The organism is Caulobacter sp. FG121 (assembly GCF_057809815.1).
In genome coordinates this window covers 213410-232399 of record NZ_JBMDKR010000001.1, presented here as the reverse complement: position 1 = coordinate 232399, position 18990 = coordinate 213410, and the positions used below count along the sequence as shown (strand labels likewise).

Below are 18990 nucleotides of genomic sequence, written 5' to 3'. Positions count from 1 at the left end.
CCAGAGCCGACCTCGTGAATAAGCTGACCGAGCTCTCCGTAAGGGATGGCTTCCCGATCACCGACACGACCGAGATCTACTACGACCTTCGCATCAGCGGTGGCGATATGGATGAGTTCACTGGCTGGCTGGAGAAGCGTTCTGGCCGTCCATTGCCAGCGGTTGTCGTTTGTCCTGGAGAGCCAGGCGACTTCTTCGGGGCGGTCGAACGATGGCTGGGTATCCGCCGCTATCCAAGCTTCACGGTCGCCGATTGCCTCCAATACCTGACGGCCGCCTGATGACCGCCCTTAAGACCGTCCTGCCCCTCGGCCCCATCGAGACCGAGATGCTGCGCGATATCCGCAGCCGGCTGAACCGGCGGGCGGTCAGCGACGCGGCGCTGTTTTCGTTGGGCGCGGCCTTCCTGACCGCCTGCGGACGCGCCGACATCCCGCCGACCACGGCCGTGCCGGCCAAGGTGCTGTCGGGTCCGCTGGTGGTGAAGATCGCCGCGACGGCCGACCTCGCCACCCTGTCGCGGCTGGTGGCGACGCTCGCCGAGCACCGCACCCTCGATCCGAAATGCTGGCCCGGCCTCGTCGCCGCCGGCGCTCCGCAAGCCATTCTCTCCCGTCGTCTGGCCCTGGCCGGGCGGGAGCCTGCCTTTGAAAGTCCCCCGTCCCAATGAGACCTGTCTTCGTAAACATCGGTGAGCGCACCAACGTCACCGGCTCGGCCAAATTCCGCAAACTGGTGGCAGAGGGCGACTATGCGGCCGCCCTGTCCGTGGCCCGCCAGCAGGTTGAGGCCGGGGCGCAGGTCATCGACATCAACATGGACGAGGGGCTGCTGGATTCGAAGGCGGCCATGGTCACCTTCCTCAACCTGATCGCCGCCGAGCCGGACATCGCCCGGGTGCCGGTGATGATCGACAGCTCCAAGTGGGAGATCATCGAGGCCGGCCTGCGCTGCGTGCAGGGCAAGGCCATCGTCAACTCGATCTCGATGAAGGCCGGCGAGGCGGAGTTCATCGCCCAGGCGAAGCTGTGCCTGCGCTACGGCGCGGCCGTGGTGGTCATGGCCTTCGACGAGGAAGGCCAGGCCGACACCGCCGACCGCAAGGTGGCCATCTGCGAGCGGGCCTATCGCATCCTCGTGGACGAGGTCGGCTTCCCGCCCGAGGACATCATCTTCGACCCGAACATCTTCGCCGTGGCGACGGGGATCGAGGAGCACGACAACTACGCCGTCGACTTCATCGAGGCGACGCGGCGGATCAAGCAGCTGCTGCCCTACGCACGGGTGTCGGGCGGGGTGTCGAACGTCTCGTTCAGCTTCCGCGGCAACGAGCCGGTGCGCCGGGCGATCCACAGCGTGTTCCTGTATCATGCGATCAACGCCGGCATGGACATGGGCATCGTCAACGCCGGCGATCTGCCGGTCTATGACGACATCGAGCCGGAGCTGCGCGAGGCCGTCGAGGACGTGATCCTCAACCGGCGTCCGAAGGCCGGCGGCTCTCAGACCGAGAGGCTGGTGGATCTGGCCCCGAAGTACAAGGGCGACGGCAGCAAGGTTCAGGTCGCTGACCAGGCTTGGCGCGGTCTGCCGGTCGCCGAGCGGCTGGCCCATGCGCTGGTCAATGGCATCACCGAGTTCATCGACGCCGACACGGAAGAGGCGCGGCTGACCGTCGAACGGCCGCTGCACGTGATCGAAGGCCCGCTGATGGACGGGATGAACATCGTCGGCGACCTGTTCGGGGCCGGAAAGATGTTCCTGCCGCAGGTGGTCAAGTCGGCCCGGGTGATGAAGCAGGCGGTGGCCTGGCTGATGCCGTTCATGGAAGCCGAGAAGGAAGGCAAGCCGCGCGAGCAGGCCGGCCGGATCCTGATGGCCACGGTGAAGGGCGATGTCCACGATATCGGCAAGAACATCGTCGGCGTGGTCCTGCAGTGTAACAACTACGAGGTCATCGACCTGGGCGTCATGGTCCCCGCCGACCGGATTCTGGACGAGGCGAAGGCCCACAACGTCGACATCATCGGCCTGTCGGGCCTGATCACTCCGTCGCTGGACGAGATGGTCTTCGTCGCCGCCGAGATGGAGCGGCGTGGCTTCGACATCCCGCTGCTGATCGGCGGGGCGACGACCAGCAAGACCCATACGGCGGTGAAGATCGCGCCGGCCTATCGCGCGGCCTCCACCACCTATGTGCTGGACGCCAGCCGGGCGGTGGGGGTGGTCTCTCAGCTACTGTCGAAGACCGACAAGGCGGCCTTCGAAGCCCAGACCCGCGCCGACTATGTGAAGGTCCGCGAGCAGTTCGCCCGGGGCCAGGAGCAGAAGACCCGCACGCCGATCGCCCGGGCGCGGGCCAACCGCTTCGCGATCGATCTGGCCGGGTCGCCGCCGCCGAGGCCGAGCTTTACCGGCACGCGAGCGTTTGACTCCTATGATCTGAAAACACTGGCGAACTACATCGACTGGACACCGTTCTTCGCCAGCTGGGAGCTGGTCGGGCGGTTCCCCGACATTCTGACGGACGACGTGGTCGGCGCGGCCGCCAGCGACCTGTGGAAGGACGCCCAGGTCATGCTGGCGAAGATCGTCGAGGAGAACTGGTTCCAGGCCCGCGGCGTGGTCGGCTTCTGGCCGGCGGAGTCGGACGGCGACGATATCGTGGTCTATGCCGACGAGAGCCGCACGACGGAGCTGGCGCGGCTGCATACCTTGCGTCAGCAGATGGCCAAGACCGGCGACAAGGCCAACGCGGCCCTGTCCGACTTCGTCGCCCCGATCGGCGGCCCGGCGGACTGGATCGGTGGTTTCGCGGTCACCGCGGGTCATGGCGAGCCGGAGATCGCCAAGCGCTTCAAGGACGCCGGCGACGACTATTCCGCCATCCTCGCCGCCGCGCTTGCCGACCGCCTGGCGGAAGCCTTCGCCGAGGCCATGCACCACCGCGTGCGGACCGAGCTGTGGGGCTACGCGCCGGACGAAGCCTTCGACCTCGATCATCTCATCGGCGAGCGCTATCGCGGCATCCGCCCGGCTCCGGGGTATCCGGCCCAGCCTGATCACACCGAAAAAGCCACGTTATTCAAGTTGTTGGACGCGGAGGCTCAGACCGGCATGAAGCTGACGGAGAGCTTCGCCATGAGCCCGGCGGCGGCGGTCAGCGGCCTCTACTTCAGCCATCCCGACGCCCACTACTTCGGCGTCGGGCGCATCGACCGCGACCAGGTCAGCGACTACGCCGCCCGTAAGGGGTGGGGCCTGGCGACCGCCGAACGCTGGCTGGCCCCGATCCTCGCGTACGATCCGGATGCAGCTGGCAGGGACGCGGCGGCCTAGAGACCGCGTCCTTCGACAGGCCAGCCGCTACTGCGCGCCGCGCAGAACAGGCTTCGCGCCCTTGCCCCTTTTCGCACGCGCCGGCGCTGGAGCGGTCGGAGCGGCAGCTTCTGGAGGCGCCGTCGCGGGCGTCGCGGCCGGCGCCGGCAGCAGGTCATCGATGGCGCTGGACGCCGCCGGGGCCGCTTCCGGGGTCGCCGGGCCTTCGGCAGGGGCCGATGCAGGCGAGTCGACGGTCGTCGCGGGGGCGTCACCACCGTCCGCCTGCGCTGGCGCGGCGGCGGGCTCGCCCTCGGGGGCGGGGGCCGCCGGGACAGGGGCCGCCTCCGTCGCCGCGACGACAGGGTCCGCCGGCGCGGCCACAGGCGCGGATCCCACCACGACCGGCTTCACGTTGTAGGTCAGGGCTTGGCCGAGCAGCAGCGACCGGGCTTCCAGCGTCTTCGCCGTTTCTCCGCATTTCGCGGGCGGCGACCAGGACATCCAGAACTGGGCGAGCTGGGCCTTGGGCACACTGGTCGCCCCGGTCCAGACGGCCCGGCCGCGACGGATGGCGTCGGCGCCCTGGGTCTGGATCGGCGACGGACTGGCCTTCTCGGCCGCCTGCATCGCGCGCACGAACAGGAGGATGTCCTGTTTCGCCTCGTCCCGCTGGGCCGGATAGACCTTGCTGAGGTTCTCCTCTGTGCCGGGCGTGGGCCAGGCCCGTTCGATGCGCGTCACTTCCGGCATGGCGAGGTCGTAGAGCTCAACGTAGGCGGAGATGGCGCCATAGCACCAGCCGACATAGCCATAGTCATCGGTCGGGGCCGAGACCGCGCCGCCCTGGATCGGAAGCGCGGCGACGTCCTGCTTGCGCGGCACGGCCGTGGCCATGGGGCCGTCGGAAGCGCCGGTGGCGGCATCCTGGGCGAACAGGGCGAGGGCGAAGAAGAGCGGGGCCATTCAAGGTCCTGAAAAAAGTTGCGTCAGGCGTCGTCGCCGATCGGATGACCGAAACCACCGCCCCCCGGGGTCTCGATCTCGACAACGTCGCCCGGCCGCACGGAAATCGAAAAGCAGCCTGTAAGTTCCCTTACAGCGCCGTCGGCGGTTCTCAAACGCTGGCGGCCGGAAAGCGCGGCGCCACCGCCACAGATTCCCTGCGGACTGTGGCTTCGGCGTGACGAGAGCAGGGCGACTTCCATCGGCGCGAGGAAGCGCATGTGGCGCACCGCGCCGTCGCCGCCGCGATGCAGACCCTCGCCGCCAGATCCGGCCCGGGTGTGGAAGGTCTCGACCCGCACGGGAAAGCGCCGCTCGAGGATCTCCGGGTCGGTCAGTCGACTGTTGGTCATGTGGCTGTGGACCGCGCTGGTTCCGGCCCGCCGCATCGTCGCGCCCGCGCCGCCGCAGATGGTCTCGTAGTACTGCCGGTCCTCATCGCCGAAGGTGAAGTTGTTCATCGAGCCCTGGCTGTTGGCCATCACGCCAAGGGCCGCATAGAGGGCGTCGACCACATGCTGGCTGGTCTCGACATTGCCGGCGACCACGGCGGCCGGCGGCTCGGGGTCGAGCATCGAGCCATGCCGGGTGATGATCTTCAGCGGCGTCAGGCAGCCCGCGTTGAGCGGGATGTCGTCGTCGACCAGGCTGCGGAAAACGTAGAGCGCGGCCGCGTCGACAATGGCCGAGGGGGCGTTGAAATTGCTCGTCAGCTGATCAGCCGAGGCGCTGAAGTCGAGCACTGCCTCGCCGGCCGCGGCGTCGACCTTGATGGTGACGACGATCTCGCCGCCGCCGTCCATCGGCACGCGGGCCTCACCGTCCTGCAGTTTCGTCAGGGCCCGGCGTACGGCCTGCTCGGCGTTCTTCTGCACGAAGGTCATGTAGCGGGCGACGGCTTCGGCGCCGTAGGCCTCGATCATCGCCGCAACCGATGCGGCGCCGGCCTGGCAGGCGGCGATCTGGGCCTTGAGGTCGGCGATGTTGCGGTCCGGCGCGCGGGCCGGCCAGCGTCCGGTCAGCAGGGCGGCGCGGGTCTCCGCCTCGAGGAACCGGCCGTCCTTCATGATCGGCACGGCGTCGAGCAGCACGCCTTCCTCGTCGAGCGTCTTCGAGAACGGCGGCATGGAGCCCGGCTGCACGCCGCCGACGTCCGCGTGGTGGCCTCGCGCGGCGACGTAGAAGGCCGGGGGCTCGGCGTCGTCCATGAACACCGGCATCACCACGGTGATATCGGGCAGGTGGGTGCCGCCGAAGTAGGGATTGTTCAGCGCGAAGGCTTCGCCGGGGCGCAGCATGGGATGGCGCGCGGTCGTCGCCCGCACGCTGGCGCCCATGCTGCCCAGATGCACCGGCATGTGCGGCGCATTGGCCACCAGCCCGCCGCCCGCGTCGAACAGGGCGCAGGAAAAGTCGAGCCGCTCCTTGATGTTGACCGAATGGGCCGTGCGCTCCAGCGCCGCCCCCATGGCCTCGGCCACGCCCATGAAACGGCGGTTGAACAGCTCCAGGGTGACGGGATCCGGCGCGTCGGCGGCGATGACGCCGGCGGTCAGCGGCGTGGTGCGGGTCAGGCGGATCAGTCCGTCGGGTTCGGCGGTGGCCCGCCAGCCGGCGGCCACGGCGATCTGGGTGTCGGACCGGATGATCAGGGCGGGGCCGTCCAGATCTTCAAGCGCGCTCGCTTGAACAACAGTCCGCTCATCCCGGCGAAGGCCGGGACCCAGGCTCTTTTCGGAATGCTCCGGGGTTGTCCGAACCTGCCCAAAAACACCTGGGTCCCGGCCTTCGCCGGGATGCGCGGCGTTATTGCCGGAGCCTTCGGTGGCCTCCACTTCCACGCTGGCGATCAGGATGGGCCGCTCCGGCTCGACAAAGCCGAAGAGCCGCTGGTGCGCCTCCTCGAAGGCGGCCTTCACGGCGGTGAGGGCGCCAGGAGCGATCGGCAGGGCCGCGTCCGCGCCGTCATAGCGCAGACGCAGGCGTCGTTCCGTGGATCCCGCGGCGGCGCCCTGGGCGGAGAGGGCTGCGCGGGCATCCTGTTCGAGGCGGTCAGCGAGCGCCCCGGCTGCGTTGAGTCCCTCGGCATCGAGGAGTGCTTCCAGCCCGGCCTGGCGCATCCCGCCCACGCGCGCCTGACCGATCCCCCAGGCCGACAGCAGGGACGCGTGGCGCGGGCTGAGCACCTCGGTGACTCCCAGCGCGTCGGCGACCTGGCAGCAGACCTGGCCGGCCGCGCCGCCGAACGCCACCAGCGCATGACCGCGCGGGTCGAAGCCGCGTTCAGTGGAGATGCGGCGCACCGCCTGTGCCATCTGTTCGACCGCGACGGCGACGAAGCCCTCGGCGGCGGCCTCGACGGAGAGGCCCATGGCCTCAGCCAGTTCGGCCAGCCGCGCGCGGGCGGCCTCCGGATCCAGGGCGGCATCGCCAGTCGGACCGAACACCGGCGGGAAGAACGCCGGGTCCAGCCGGCCAAGCACCAGATTGGCGTCGGTGACCGTCGCGGGGCCGCCTCGTCCGTAGCAGGCGGGGCCGGGGTCAGCGCCAGCGCTGGCCGGACCCGCCCGGGCGCGGAAGCCGTCGAAGGTCAGGATCGAGCCGCCGCCGGCCGCCACGGTCTCGACGTCGAGCATCGGGCTGCGCAGTTTCGCGCCGGCCACTTTCGCCGCATCGCGCCGCTCCAGCACCCCGGCGAAGCGGCAGACGTCGGTTGAGGTGCCGCCCATGTCGAAGCCGAGCACGGCCGCCGCGCCGGCGCTTTCCGCTGTGCGCGCCACCCCGACCACGCCGCCGGCCGGGCCGGAGACCACGGCGTCCTTGCCCCGGAAAGCTTCGGCGCGGACCAGCGCCCCGGCCGAGGTCATGAACCACAGCGGAGCGCCCTCAACGGCCCGGGCCACCTGGTCGACATAGGCCCGCAATACCGGCGTCAGATAGGCGTCGGCCACCGCGGTCTCGGCGCGGGGCACGAAGCGGGGCAGGGGGCTGACCTCGTGGCTTAGGGCGACGTAGTCGAATCCGGCGGCGCGGGCGATCTCGCCGGCGGCCTGTTCATGGGCCGGGTTCAGGTCGCTGTGCAGGAAGGCGATGGCGACGCTGGTGAAGCCGTCGGCGCGGGCGCGGGCCAGATCGTCGGCGAGCTTTCCGGCATTGAGCGCCGCAACGACCGCGCCGTCCGCCGCCAGCCGCTCGTCAGCTTCGATCACCCCGCTGAAGAGCGGGTCTGGCCGGATGATGTCGAGTGCGAACAGGTCGGGCCGCGACTGGTCGCCGATGACCACCGCGTCGGCGAATCCCCGCGTTGTGACCAGCAGCGTTTTCGCCCCCTTGCGCTCCAGCAGGGCGTTGGTGGCCACCGTTGTGCCCATCTTGATCGCCGCGACCCGCCCGGCGGGAAAGGGCGAGCCGGGTTCAACCGCCAGCAGGCGGCGCATCGCCTCGACCGCCGCGTCCGGGTAGGACGGCGACGCGGACAGGAGCTTGAGCGTCTGTTCCGCGCCGTCGGGCGTCCGGCCGATCACGTCGGTGAAGGTGCCGCCACGGTCGATCCAGAACGTCCAGCCGGACGCATTTTCGGCAACCGTTGTCATGTCCGCGCCACGATCATAAGCTGCAAGTTGATCCCATGAGTTTCTGGCGCACCATAGCAGGCCTCGCGGCGCGTCGCGTTGACGACGCCGAATGCCCCGACTGTCCTCCCGGCCCCCCGGGCGAGGACCCCGCCTTCACGACCGCTGTCACGGCTCTGGGCGCGAAGCTGGCCAAGGCTGACGGTCGCGCCGACCAGGACGAGTTCGACGCCTTCGCCACCGTCTTCCAGCCCGACTCGGGTTCCGAGCGCAATGTGCACCGCCTGTACGATCTGGCCCGCCAGACCACGCGGGGATTCGAGAGCTACGCCAAGCGCCTCGCCAAGCGCTACCGGAACTGCCCGCAATTGCTGGAAGATGTGCTCGACGGACTGTTCCATATCGCCAGCTCCGATGGCGCCGTGACGGTCGACGAATTGATCTATCTGGAGACCGTCTCGGACCTGTTCGGCTTCTCGCCGCTGACGTTCAGGCGGTTGAAGGCGACGCACCTGGGCGCCGGGCCGGACGATCCGTATGTGATCCTCGGCGTCCTGCCGGATGCCGCCGACGATGCGGTGCGCGCCGCCTGGCGCCAGCGGGTGTCCGACGCCCATCCCGACCGGGCGCGCGGTCGCGGCCTTCCAAGCGAGTTCATCGAGGTGGCGGAAACCAAGACCGCGGCGATCAATGCCGCGTTCGACGCCATCGTCCGGGAGCGTCGGGAACTGGCGCTGGAAGGCGCCCTCTGATCGGGCAGACGCCGAATTTTCACCCGTTTGACATGTGTTCAGTTGACGTTCAGCGGTTAACGACAAAATAGTAATTCATGGCCGCGCCTTTCGCGGCCCGCCGAGGACAAGATGGACAGACTGAACTCTGCGGGGGGGTCTCGTTCGGCCTTAAGGGGCCTGGCCTGGTTGGCCGGCGCGCTGGCCACCTGCGCCGCGCTCGCTGTCGGCGCGGTGCTGGCCGTCTTCGCCGCCGCGACCGTTGTCCTCATCGCCCTGATGTCCAGCGCCCTGCTGGCGCTCGCCGGGGTCGCGGTCCGCGCCAAGCGCACGGTCCGCTCACGTCCGGCCGGCGATCCCGACATCATTGAAGCCCGCAATGTCGGCGGCCATTCCTGGGTCGCCTACGGCTGGAACGAGCGCCGCTAGTCGGCGGGTTTCGTCGGGCCGACTCTGTTCGACAGACAGACGACAAACACCGTCACCATCGTGATCGCCACCGGCGCCATGGACAGCGGCGCGGCCAGGTCCAGGGGCGCCAAGGCCCAGATTGCCGCGAACGCGAGTCCCGACAGCGCGAAGAGCCGGCCCGACAGGCGCTTGTAGGCCTGCTGTCGCGCGGAGAGCACCGGCAGGGACTTGGGCGTGACATTGCCCTGATAGGCCAGCACCAGGCCGATCATGATCATCGACAGGCGCGTGGCGGTATCCATGCTGATGATCTCACCCTTGCTGAAGGTCGCCACTGCTGCGGCCCCCGCTGAAGTCCCGATCAGGACCGCTGCCTGGATCTGCCCGGATCTGGTGGTTTTCGTCATGGCTCGGAGGCCTTTCCTGATGGGGCCGGGGCTGCGTTAGTCAGCGGCCTTCGCGGCCCGGTTCCGCGTGGACAGGCAGTAGCTGATCACCGCGACGCCCGCGCCAAGGATCGGGACGATGGACCAGAGGTTGGCCACGTCGATCGGCGCGAACATCCAGATCCCCGTATAGGCGAGCCCGGATACGAAGAAGGCCCAGCCGGTCAGGCGATTGATGGCCCGCTTCCTGGCTGACGCCGTCGGCGCCTCCTTCGGGGTTGCGTTGCTTTGCCAGGCGGTGAGCAGGCCGATCGAGGCCATGAGCACCCGCGTCGTGAGATCCTTGCTGATGATTCCGGTCTTGTGGAGCACGGTCGCCGTCGCGGCGACCACGAACATGGCGCCGACCTGCATCAGGGCGGACTTGATGGATTTCTTCATGACGATTGCGCCTTCTTCCTGATGGCGGGGGGCGGGGGAGCGCGGCCGCCGGTCGGCTCCGCGCCCAGTCCAAAGGTGTTGGCAAACCCCATCAGCGCCTCTTCGAGCACCGAGAGCTTGAGGTAGTAGGTGATTGATTTTCCGGACTTCTCGGCGTGGATCAGGTCCGCTTCCTTCAGAACCGCGAAGTGGGCTGACATCGTCGGCTTGGACACGTCGAACTGGTCGGCGAGATCGCCGGCGGTCATCGGTCCGGCCCGCAGGAGCTGGAGCACCCGGCGCCGGGTCGGATCTGAAAGGGCCTTGAAGACACAGCTCATGAATCGATAGTTAGCTAAACATCGAAATGAGTCAAGCGCGTCGCCGGCCTCCGCAACGTCACGCTTGCACCGCCGCGCGCCGCGCCGCATTGTCGCGCCTTCAAACAAGCGTTCGGGAGCGGAACAATGATTGGCGTCGTAGCGACTTTGACGGTGGCCGAGGGCAAGGGCCCCGACCTGGAAAAGGTCTTCGCGGACCTCGCGGCCAAGGTGAAGGCCAATGAGTCCGGCTGCCTGATGTACCAGCTGACCAAGAGCCGCACCGAGCCCAACGTCTACAAGGTGCTTGAGCTGTACGCCTCCCAGGACGCCCTGACGGCGCACGGCGGCACCGACTACTTCAAGGCGGCCGGCCCCGGCATCGGCGCCTGCCTCGGCGGCCGTCCGTCCATCGAATACCTCGACGCGGTCTGATCCCGATGGACCTCGCGTTTTCGGATGACGACAAGGCCTTCCAGCGCGAGGTCCGCGACTGGATCGCCGAGAACTACGACGACGACCTGCGCCGGATGATGAGCCAGTCGAAGAACGGCTATCTCAACAAGGCCGGCCAGGTGAAGTGGCAGAAGAAGCTGGCCTCGAAGGGCTGGGCGACAGTCAACTGGCCGGTCGAGTACGGCGGCCCGGGCTTCACGCCGTCGCAGGCCTATATCTACAACATGGAGATGAGCCTGGCCGGCGTGCCGACCGCTTCGCCCATGGGCCTGAAGATGGTCGCGCCGGTGATCATGGCTTTCGGCACGGACGAGCAGAAGGCGCAGCATCTGCCGCCGATCATCAACTCCGATCTCTGGTGGTGTCAGGGCTATTCCGAGCCGGGCTCCGGGTCGGACCTCGCCAGCCTGCAGATGAAGGCCGAGCGGGACGGGGACGACTACATCCTCAACGGCTCGAAGATCTGGACAACGCATGCCCAGTGGGCCGACTGGATGTTCTGTCTGGTCCGCACGGACAACAGCGGCAAGCCGCAGAATGGGATCAGCTTTCTGCTGCTGCGGATGGATTCGCCGGGCATCTCGGTGAAGGCCCTGCCGACGCTCGACGGTCCCGCGACCAACGAGCAGGAGATCAACCAGGTCTTCTTCGACAACGTCCGGGTGCCGGTCGCCAACCGCATCGGCGAAGAGGGCAAGGGCTGGACCTACGCCAAGTACCTGCTCGAATTCGAGCGCGGCAACGCCTACGCGCCGGGGCTGATGAACCAGCTGCAGAAGGTGCGCAAGATCGCCTCGGCCGAACTGGGCTACGGTGGCGAACCGCTGATCCGCGACCGCGACTTCCAGCGCAAGCTGGCCGAGATGGAGATCCGCATCGAGTCGCTCAACGCCACGGAGATGCAGATCTTCTCGGCCATGGGCTCGGGCAAGCCGGTCGGCCCGGCCTCCTCGATGCTCAAGTGCGCGGGCTCCGAGGCGCAGCAGGCGATCACCGAACTGGCCCTGGAAGCGGTCGGCGGCTACGCCACGCCGTTCGTCCAGGACACCTGGGCGATGACCAATGACCCGCGACCCGGCCCCGACTACGCCGCGCCGGTCGCGCCCAGCTACTTCAACTACCGCAAGGCCTCGATCTACGCCGGCTCGAACGAGATCCAGCGCAACATCATGGCCAAGCTGGTGCTCGGCCTCTGATCCAGCCGTCAGGGCAATGAAAAAGGGCGGAGCGCCTGGCGCTCCGCCCTTCGTCGTTTCTGGCTGCTGACGGCCCTAGCGTGCGGTCACGAAGGCCGAGGACACCCAGCCGCGGTTGCCGTGCTCGTCGTCGACTTCCATCCAGACGCCATTGCGTCCGCCGGTCGGATAGAGGATCGCCCCGGTGGGCACGTTCAGCACCATCGACGCCGTCGGACTCGGGCCCGAGCGCATCGGCATGGACTGGGTCGCCACCATGGCGGCCGGTCCAGCGTTGGCCGAGGCGTCGGCCCCGGTCGGCATGGCGCCGGACTGCGCGTAGTGGATCAGGTCGACAAAGGCGTTGAAGTAGGCCGCCGTGATGACCTTGCCGATCTCGGTGTTGCTGTAGCCGCCGCCGGCCGCCGCGCCGAAGCCCGTGCTGCCCAGCGCGCCGCCGCCGACGCCGAAGCCGATGTCGGTCTTCTTGGCCGTGCCCTCGGCAACGTAGATCTGTTCGGTCGTGCGGGCGTCGACCACAGTGATGATCACCTGGGCTTCGGACTTCTTGGTCCGCAGCTGGCCGGCCAGGGCGCCGAAGCCGCCGGGAATCACGCTGCCCGCGATCGCGCCGATGGCGCTGCCGCCCGAGTTGGAGTTGGAGTTGGCGATGTCCGGCACAAGGAAGAAGTCCGCGGAGACAACCTGACCCCGGCCGATGTTGGAGCCGCGGGCCAGCTCGCCCGATCCGGCGAGGTCGCGTTCCTGACCACGCATCGCCAGACCGGCGTTGCGGTCGACGACGCGGAAGCAGCCGGAGCGCGAGGCGAACAGCTTGATCAGCACTTCGGGGCTGGAGAGGCCCAGCTCGGTCCACCAGCGATTGTCCGGTTCCTGGATGGCGATCACGCCCAGCGGCCTATCGCACTTCGGCATTTCCGGAGTGGCCGCGTTGGCCGGCGGCTTCTTGTCCATCCCGTACTGCGCCAGCGCAGGGCTGGCCGGGGCCAGGACCATCGTCGCCAGGGCAAGCCCTACGACGCCATCGATAATCTTGCGCACTGTTCCCTCCAGGGTTTCCCAAATTGCGTTCGACTGGCCGGTTTTCGGACCCGGAACGGCCCGTCAAGCCGTCCGACGCCGCGACCATGAAGTCAAGCCTCCGGCCATGTCAGCGGACTGTGACGCTAACGCGCCGTCGAGACGTCCCCCATTGGGGGGGACCGTTCAGGCGTTGGCGACCAGATCGGCGATCACGGCGGGGTGGGTGAAATAGACCAGGAGGCCAGCGTCATCGATGACATCGAATCGTACGTTAGGCAGGCCTCCCCAAACCTCCCGGGCGTCCGGCAGCACGAGGTGATTGCACTCCGCGACCGTCCAGCGCTCGCCGCCGACGTTGGAAGGCACCCGCCAGCCGTCCACGAACGCGCGATGCTCCGCGGAAAACCCCTGGCTGGAACGTGCGAACATGCTCTGGGCGTCGCGCACCAGCGCGTCCATGACTCCCGGGGTCTTGAGCGCCAGTTGATCGCAGGGGAGGTGGGCGAGAGACTGGCGCATGACCTTTTCCATCAGATCCGTGCGCGTCTGCCGCCGGAGGATTTCTCCGACCAGGTCGATCATGTTCGGATTTTCAACGAACGCCCGCGACAACACGCCCATCATCGACGTCGGCAGCCGCACCGACGGCAGCTTGTCCTCGCTCTGGGGCCATTTCGGATTGACCGCGATGCCCGCGAGGACCCGGTCCGGGTGCAGACTTGCGAACAGCAGGCCGGTCGGCGTGCTGGAGTCACGCATCAGAAGCTTGGCCTTGTCGATCCGCAAGGCGTCCATGACCCTGGCCATGTCGTCCGCGCCCTGCTCGAGATAGGGGCCGGCGGCCACGTCGGTCAGGCCGTAGCCGGGCCGCTGCGGAACCAACGGTCTGTATCCGCGGGCGTGCAGGGCGACGACCAGCGCGGGCGGCAGGCGTCGGCCGGTGGTCGCCCCGTGCATCACCAGAACAGGCTTTCCACTTCGGGGGCCATAGTCCGTGACGGCGATGCGACGTTCCTGCGAGGCCACGATGCGCAGGCGACCATTGGGATCAGCCGGCTCCAGCACGGTCTCCGCGGCGCCCGACAGCACGGCCAGGGCGCTGCTTTCGGCGGCCAACCTGACCAGGTCCCGGGCCTTGTTGACCCCGGTCTTGGCGAAAACGGCCTTCAGTTGACCCCGCACCGTAGCGTCCTTGACCCCCAGTTGCGCCGCGACCTCGCGCGCCGTCAGGCCCAGCGCGAAGCGGGCTGCGGCCCGGGCTTCGGCTGCGGTCGCGCCGAAGGAGGTGGCCAGGACGGCCTCAAGCGCCGGCGGGGTCGCGTGGTCCCCGCACATCAGGTCCATCATGCGGCGCACGAGGTCCGGCGAACGGCGGGCGCCCGCCTTTTTCATCGCCTTCTTCAGGGCTTCACGCGCCGTCTCGCGCCCCACGCCGATGCGGGCGGCGGCGGTATCCAGATTGGGCGCGTCGAGCAGGGCCTCGGCCAGTCGCGCCTCGAGCGGCGTCAGGCCAAACGCCTCGGAGGCCCGAGCGGCGAGGTCGCTGGCGCGCGAAGGCGCGAAACACAGCAGGGCGACACGGCGCGGCGATCCGGTCATGGCCGCGCGGCAGGCCTCGGGCAGGGGCCAGCCGGCCGCCGCGACGCCGATCCCGGCACAGGTCGCCAGCGCGGCGCCATGACCGTCCTCGACGAGCCCGGAGGCCTGACCGTCACGGACCGCCAGACGGATCAACCGTCTGAAGGCGGACATATCGGGCTTTTCGCCGAACCACTTTGAGAACAGCTCGTCGGCGAGCGCGAGTTCGCCGCTCGCCTCGACGATGGCGACACCGATGGCGGATCGTGGCGCGACAGTGGCCGAGCCCTGACCCGCGTCGAACTGGGCCGCTTCGGTCAAGGCCGCTGTCAGGGCTTCGGGATCGCGATCAAGAGCCCAGGCCATCGCCGCCCAGTCTTCAAGGATCGCCTGGGACGGTCGGCCCTCAGCCAGCCGCGCCCGCAGGATATCCGGGAAACCGTACTCGAGCGCTTTCAACACGACTCAGCCTCCATCCGGATCCCTCGACCGGATGCGTGATCACTATAGCGCACAACGGGTTCCGGTGCACAAAGCTCTCGGGACTGAATACTCCCCATAATCGGTAGGAGAATTTCTGCGTGGCGGCTGTTTCGAACAGACGTTTAAACGGATCGCCTGAATCACCCGGAGCCGCCCGTGTCCACCAATCCCCTCTTCCAGCCGATCACGATCAAGTCGCTGACCCTGAAGAACCGAATTGTCATGGCGCCCATGACCCGGTCCTTTTCGCCGGGCGGCGTGCCGACCGCCGATGTCGCGGCCTACTATGCCCGCCGCGCTCACAACGCGGTGGGCCTGATCGTCACCGAGGGCACCGGTGTTGGCCGCCCCGCGTCGCTCAATGATCGCAACGTGCCCCGCTTCCACGGGGACGCTGAACTGGCGGCCTGGAAGACAGTTTCCGACGGCGTTCACGCCGAAGGGGGCAAGATCGCGCCGCAGCTCTGGCACGTCGGCGCGGTGCGCTCGCAAGACCCGACCTGGAGCCCGGAAGGCGGCTACGACAGTCCGTCCGGGCTTTCCAGTCCTGGCCGCCAGTTCGGCGAGGCGATGAGCGATGAAGACGTCGCCGACGCGGTCGACGCTTTCGCCAGGGCGGCCGGCGCGGCCAAGGCGCTGGGCTTCGACTCGATCGAACTGCACGGCGCGCACGGCTATCTGATCGACCAGTTCTTCTGGAACGGCGTCAACCTGCGCACCGATCGCTGGGGCGGCGAGACCCTCCCCGAGCGTGCGCGATTCGCCGCAGAAATCCTGAAGTCTGTCCGCCGCGAGGTCGGCGAGGACTATCCGGTGATCATCCGCCTCTCGCAGTGGAAGCAGCAGGACTTCAATGCGCGGCTGGCCGAGACGCCCGCCGACATGGAGGCCTGGCTGCAGCCCCTGGCCGACGCCGGGGCGGATGTCTTCCACTGCTCGCAGCGTCGGTTCTGGGAGCCGGAGTTCGAGGGCAGCGACCTGAACTTTGCCGGCTGGGCCAAGAAGCTGACCGGCAAGCCGACGATCACCGTCGGGTCGGTAGGCCTGACCGGCGAGTTCATCGCCTCCTGGGGCGGCGAGGCCAGCGAGCCGGCCTCGCTGGACAACCTGATCGAACGCATGGATCGGGGCGAGTTCGACATGGTCGCCGTCGGCCGGGCCCTGCTGCAGGATCCCGAGTGGGTGGTGAAGGTCCGCGACGGCCGCACCGCCGACCTGGCGAAGTACGATCGCTCGGCGCTCGGCGTGCTTTACTAGCCGGGTTGGGGACATGTACCGACGGTACGTGTCCCCGCTGGAGACCCGCCATGCTGACCGAAATCGACCGTATCCTGCTGGCCACGCCTGACGCTGTCGGTTCGGCCATGCCGTGGCGCGACCTGCTGGGGGCTGAGTTCGTCGGCCGGGACCGGCTGGACAGCCTCGGCGCCCAGCGGATGACGCTGCGGGTCGGGACCACGGATATCGAGTTTCTGGAACCGGACGGGACCGGCGTCGTCGCCGACGAACTTGCCCGGCGTGGACGCGCGCATCTGTTCGCAGCCGGGGCCCAGAGCGAGGACGCCGTCGGCGTCGCCCGCCACGCGACCAACACGGGGGCGACCTGCGTCGAGGCCGATGACCGCCACTATGTGACCGTCAACATCGAGGGCGCGCCGATCCGGTTCGTCGTCTCGCCGACGGCGGAGCGGATGGCCGCGGGAAACGTCGACTTCCTCTACGAGGCCACCGTCCTGGCGGCCGACCAGGCTGCGGCGGTCGATCTGATCGCGCGCACCTTCAATCTCGATCGGAGCGCCTTCACGACGATCACGTCCGAGGCCTTCGGCTACACCGGCGTGCTGACCCTGTTTCATCCGGACAGGCTCCACCGGTTCGAGGTCATCACGCCGATCGACATGGACAAGACCATGGGCCGCTACTACCGGCGGGAAGGGGCGTCCTACTACATGGCCTTCGCCGAGAGCAATGCGATGCCGTTGATCGAACGGTTGGCCGTCCAGGCCGGGGCCGGGATCACGCTGGATCGGCCGGATGGCCGCGACCCGTCTCTGACCGCCGACCAGCTATGGCTGCATCCGGCGACGCTGGGCGGGATGATGCTGGGCGTATCCCGGCCGAGCATGGCCTGGCGCTGGTCCGGCAAGCCTGAACGCGTCGAACCCGTCTAGCCCGACACTGCCCGGGCCAGATGGTCAGCGAACAGCGCGACCACCGCTTCGGGATGTGAATGGTAGGCCAGCAGGCCGGCGTCCGGCAGGACCTCGAACCGGGCGCGGGGCAGGGCGGCGAACGCCGCTTCGACGCCGGGCATGGCCAGAGGACCGCACTCCACGACGAGCCAGGGGGCGTCGCCGGACAGCGCCGGCGGCTCCCAACCCCGCGCGTAGAGACCCTGCTCCTGGGCGAAGCCGTGGCTGCCCCGGGCGGCCATCGCCTGGATGTCGCGCACCATACTGGTCAGGACGCCGGGCCGATCAAGCGCCTCGCGGTCGGCGGCGACATGACTGGCCGAGCGCCGGACGATCCGCGACATCAACTCGGTGCGGGTCTGGCGACGCATCATCTCGCTGAACACGGTGACCAGTTCAGGCCGCGCCACAAAGGCCCGGGTGACGGCCCCCATCACGGTTTCCGGGCTGCGCACGCCGTGTCCCGGCCAGCGCGGATTGATCAACAGGCCGGCCGAGATGCGCGCCGGATGTCGCTGGGCGAAAGCCAGGCCGGCCGCCACGCCGTCGTCGCGGACTAACAGCGCTGTAGTCTTCAGCCGCAGGGCGTCGAGCACGGCCGCCATGTCGTCGGCGGCGGTGTCGAGATAGTCGCCGGTCGCCAGGTCAGTCAGGCCATACCCCGGACGTTGCGGCACCACGGGCCGGTAGCCGCGACGGTGCAGAGCCGCGACGAACGCCGGCGGAAGGGTCCTGCCTGTGATGGTGCCGTGCGGAACCAGCACCGCCTTGCCGCCGCGCGGTCCATAGTCCCAGAAGGCGACCCGGCGCCCGTCCCGCTGCAGCGCCAGTCGGAGGCGTCCAGCCAGTCCTTCGACCTCGGCCACGGTTTCGGAGGTGCGCGCCATCGAGTCGAGCGCCCCGGCCTCGACCGCCAGCCGCACGAAGTCCTTGGCCTTGCTGATGCCGGCCTTGGCGTAGACCGCCTTGAGCTGCCCCCGGATCGTGCTCTCCGCGGTCCCCATGACGTCCGCGACTTCCTTTGCCGTCTGGCCACGGGCGAACAGCGCCGCGGCGCGCGCTTCGGCCGGCGTGGCGCCGAAGTTCGTCACGAACACCTCGGCCAGATCCGGCGGCTCGGGCTGTTCGCCGCACATCAGGTCCAGCATCAGACGGACCAGGTCCGATGAGCGCCGGGCTCCAGTCTTTCGCTGGGCGCCGCGGATCGCGTCACGCGCCGTCTCGCGGCCCACGCCGACCCGGTCCGCCGCTGCTTCAAGACCCGGCGCATCGAGCAGGGCCTCCGCCAGTCGTGACTCCAGCGGAGTCAGGCCGAAGGCGAGGGCCGCCCGGGCTGCCAGGTCGCTGACCCGCGATGGCGCGAAGCCCAGCAGCGCCATGCGCCTGGGATCGGCCGCCAGCAGATCGAGCGCCTCGGGCGGCAATGGCCAGCGCAGCGCCATCCGGGCATTGGCCGCGCAGCCGGCGATGACGGCCCCGTCGACCGCCTCGAGAAGTCCGGAGGCCTGACCCGCCTTGCCGGCGAGTCGGAGCAGCCGCTGGGCGGCGTCGTCCTCTGCCTCGTCGCCGAACCAGGCCCGGAAGGCGGCGTCCGCCCACAGGCGCTGGCCGCGCACGCCGATGATCGCCACGCCGAGGGCCTGACCGGGGATGAGCGTGAACAGGGATTCGGACAGGTCGAGCCGGGCGGCTTCCTCCAGCACGGCGGCCAGGGCTTCCGGCTCACGGATCGCGGAGGCCTCCAGCACCTGGAAGTGTTCCAGCACCGCTTCCGCCGGGCGACCGTCGGCCAGGCGGCTGCGCAACGCTTCCGATAGCGGATACTCGGTCTTCTTGAGCACGAACCCGACGCCTCCGACCCGGCGACACACCGGCGTCGGGCAAGAGCATAGTGCAAAA

The 18990-nt window shown here is 68.7% G+C and carries 17 protein-coding genes; 9 read left to right on the top strand and 8 right to left on the bottom strand.

The window, feature by feature from the left end; genetic code table 11:
• Positions 1 to 14: 14 nt before the first annotated feature.
• The 3 genes from ACODSL_RS01220 to metH are packed head-to-tail and all read left to right on the top strand — an operon-like array spanning position 15 to position 3339.
• The gene (locus tag ACODSL_RS01220; protein ID WP_488898801.1) at positions 15 to 281 is read left to right on the top strand and encodes a hypothetical protein; all 267 of its coding nucleotides are present in this window, start codon (positions 15 to 17) and stop codon (positions 279 to 281) included.
• A complete protein-coding gene (locus ACODSL_RS01215; protein ID WP_488898800.1) occupies positions 281 to 670 on the top strand; it encodes a hypothetical protein in 390 nt (129 codons plus the stop codon). Before ACODSL_RS01220 ends, ACODSL_RS01215 begins: the two co-directional genes overlap by 1 nt.
• A complete protein-coding gene (gene metH / locus ACODSL_RS01210; protein WP_488898799.1) occupies positions 667 to 3339 on the top strand; it encodes a methionine synthase in 2673 nt (890 codons plus the stop codon). The genes ACODSL_RS01215 and metH overlap by 4 nt, the downstream gene beginning before the upstream one ends.
• A 27-nt stretch (positions 3340 to 3366) precedes the next feature.
• On the opposite strand, the gene ACODSL_RS01205 is transcribed toward metH, so the two are convergent.
• Together ACODSL_RS01205 and ACODSL_RS01200 are read right to left on the bottom strand one after the other, a co-directional pair.
• Positions 3367 to 4284 carry a hypothetical protein gene (locus ACODSL_RS01205; RefSeq protein WP_488898798.1) on the bottom strand — a complete coding sequence of 306 codons (918 nt, stop codon included), beginning with the start codon at positions 4282 to 4284 and terminating at the stop codon, positions 3367 to 3369.
• Between the two features lie 23 nt (positions 4285 to 4307).
• Positions 4308 to 7916, bottom strand: a complete 3609-nt coding sequence (locus ACODSL_RS01200; RefSeq protein WP_488898797.1) for a hydantoinase B/oxoprolinase family protein — start codon at positions 7914 to 7916, stop codon at positions 4308 to 4310.
• A gap of 35 nt (positions 7917 to 7951) precedes the next feature.
• On the opposite strand from ACODSL_RS01200, the gene ACODSL_RS01195 reads away from it, so the two are divergent.
• The gene (locus ACODSL_RS01195) at positions 7952 to 8647 is read left to right on the top strand and encodes a TerB family tellurite resistance protein (protein ID WP_488898796.1); all 696 of its coding nucleotides are present in this window, start codon (positions 7952 to 7954) and stop codon (positions 8645 to 8647) included.
• A 168-nt stretch (positions 8648 to 8815) separates the two neighbouring features.
• On the top strand, positions 8816 to 9055 hold the full coding sequence (locus ACODSL_RS01190; protein ID WP_488898795.1) for a hypothetical protein: 240 nt from the start codon (positions 8816 to 8818) through the stop codon (positions 9053 to 9055).
• Here the strand turns inward: ACODSL_RS01190 and ACODSL_RS01185 are convergent.
• The 3 genes from ACODSL_RS01185 to ACODSL_RS01175 are packed head-to-tail and all read right to left on the bottom strand — an operon-like array spanning position 9052 to position 10184.
• A complete protein-coding gene (locus ACODSL_RS01185) occupies positions 9052 to 9444 on the bottom strand; it encodes a hypothetical protein (RefSeq protein WP_488898794.1) in 393 nt (130 codons plus the stop codon). The genes ACODSL_RS01190 and ACODSL_RS01185 overlap by 4 nt on opposite strands.
• Before the next feature lie 36 nt (positions 9445 to 9480).
• On the bottom strand, positions 9481 to 9864 hold the full coding sequence (locus tag ACODSL_RS01180) for a hypothetical protein (RefSeq protein ID WP_488898793.1): 384 nt from the start codon (positions 9862 to 9864) through the stop codon (positions 9481 to 9483).
• Positions 9861 to 10184: an autorepressor SdpR family transcription factor gene (locus ACODSL_RS01175; RefSeq protein ID WP_488898792.1), complete on the bottom strand. Its 324-nt coding sequence runs from the start codon at positions 10182 to 10184 to the stop codon at positions 9861 to 9863. The genes ACODSL_RS01180 and ACODSL_RS01175 overlap by 4 nt, the downstream gene beginning before the upstream one ends.
• 126 nt (positions 10185 to 10310) lie before the next feature.
• On the opposite strand from ACODSL_RS01175, the gene ACODSL_RS01170 reads away from it, so the two are divergent.
• Complete coding sequence (locus ACODSL_RS01170; protein WP_488898791.1) at positions 10311 to 10598, top strand: putative quinol monooxygenase; 288 nt, start codon at positions 10311 to 10313, stop codon at positions 10596 to 10598.
• Between the two features lie 5 nt (positions 10599 to 10603).
• Positions 10604 to 11815, top strand: coding sequence for an acyl-CoA dehydrogenase family protein (locus ACODSL_RS01165; RefSeq protein ID WP_488898790.1), 1212 nt, complete (start codon positions 10604 to 10606; stop codon positions 11813 to 11815).
• Between the two features lie 75 nt (positions 11816 to 11890).
• Here ACODSL_RS01165 and ACODSL_RS01160 read toward each other — a convergent pair whose 3' ends face one another.
• Positions 11891 to 12856 (bottom strand): CsgG/HfaB family protein, encoded by a 966-nt coding sequence (locus tag ACODSL_RS01160; protein WP_488898789.1) that lies wholly within the window; start codon positions 12854 to 12856, stop codon positions 11891 to 11893.
• 165 nt (positions 12857 to 13021) lie between these two features.
• Positions 13022 to 14878: an alpha/beta fold hydrolase gene (locus tag ACODSL_RS01155; protein ID WP_488898788.1), complete on the bottom strand. Its 1857-nt coding sequence runs from the start codon at positions 14876 to 14878 to the stop codon at positions 13022 to 13024.
• 177 nt (positions 14879 to 15055) lie between these two features.
• On the opposite strand from ACODSL_RS01155, the gene ACODSL_RS01150 reads away from it, so the two are divergent.
• Positions 15056 to 16156 (top strand): NADH:flavin oxidoreductase, encoded by a 1101-nt coding sequence (locus ACODSL_RS01150; RefSeq protein ID WP_488898787.1) that lies wholly within the window; start codon positions 15056 to 15058, stop codon positions 16154 to 16156.
• A 50-nt stretch (positions 16157 to 16206) separates the two neighbouring features.
• Positions 16207 to 17070, top strand: coding sequence for a VOC family protein (locus ACODSL_RS01145; RefSeq protein ID WP_488898786.1), 864 nt, complete (start codon positions 16207 to 16209; stop codon positions 17068 to 17070).
• On the opposite strand, the gene ACODSL_RS01140 is transcribed toward ACODSL_RS01145, so the two are convergent.
• The gene (locus ACODSL_RS01140) at positions 17067 to 18932 is read right to left on the bottom strand and encodes a bifunctional helix-turn-helix transcriptional regulator/alpha/beta hydrolase (protein WP_488898785.1); all 1866 of its coding nucleotides are present in this window, start codon (positions 18930 to 18932) and stop codon (positions 17067 to 17069) included. The two genes, ACODSL_RS01145 and ACODSL_RS01140, sit on opposite strands and share 4 nt — an antisense overlap.
• Between the last annotated feature and the right edge of the window lie 58 nt (positions 18933 to 18990).

What these genes read in the sequence shown, in the direction of transcription:
- ACODSL_RS01215 (WP_488898800.1), top strand. Translation starts at nt 281, where the DNA reads ATGACCGCCCTTAAGACCGTCCTGCCCCTCGGCCCCATCGAGACCGAG.
- metH (WP_488898799.1), top strand. Translation starts at nt 667, where the DNA reads ATGAGACCTGTCTTCGTAAACATCGGTGAGCGCACCAACGTCACCGGC.
- ACODSL_RS01205 (WP_488898798.1), bottom strand. Translation starts at nt 4,284, where the DNA reads ATGGCCCCGCTCTTCTTCGCCCTCGCCCTGTTCGCCCAGGATGCCGCC.
- ACODSL_RS01200 (WP_488898797.1), bottom strand. Translation starts at nt 7,916, where the DNA reads ATGACAACGGTTGCCGAAAATGCGTCCGGCTGGACGTTCTGGATCGAC.
- ACODSL_RS01195 (WP_488898796.1), top strand. Translation starts at nt 7,952, where the DNA reads ATGAGTTTCTGGCGCACCATAGCAGGCCTCGCGGCGCGTCGCGTTGAC.
- ACODSL_RS01185 (WP_488898794.1), bottom strand. Translation starts at nt 9,444, where the DNA reads ATGACGAAAACCACCAGATCCGGGCAGATCCAGGCAGCGGTCCTGATC.
- ACODSL_RS01180 (WP_488898793.1), bottom strand. Translation starts at nt 9,864, where the DNA reads ATGAAGAAATCCATCAAGTCCGCCCTGATGCAGGTCGGCGCCATGTTC.
- ACODSL_RS01175 (WP_488898792.1), bottom strand. Translation starts at nt 10,184, where the DNA reads ATGAGCTGTGTCTTCAAGGCCCTTTCAGATCCGACCCGGCGCCGGGTG.
- ACODSL_RS01170 (WP_488898791.1), top strand. Translation starts at nt 10,311, where the DNA reads ATGATTGGCGTCGTAGCGACTTTGACGGTGGCCGAGGGCAAGGGCCCC.
- ACODSL_RS01165 (WP_488898790.1), top strand. Translation starts at nt 10,604, where the DNA reads ATGGACCTCGCGTTTTCGGATGACGACAAGGCCTTCCAGCGCGAGGTC.
- ACODSL_RS01145 (WP_488898786.1), top strand. Translation starts at nt 16,207, where the DNA reads ATGCTGACCGAAATCGACCGTATCCTGCTGGCCACGCCTGACGCTGTC.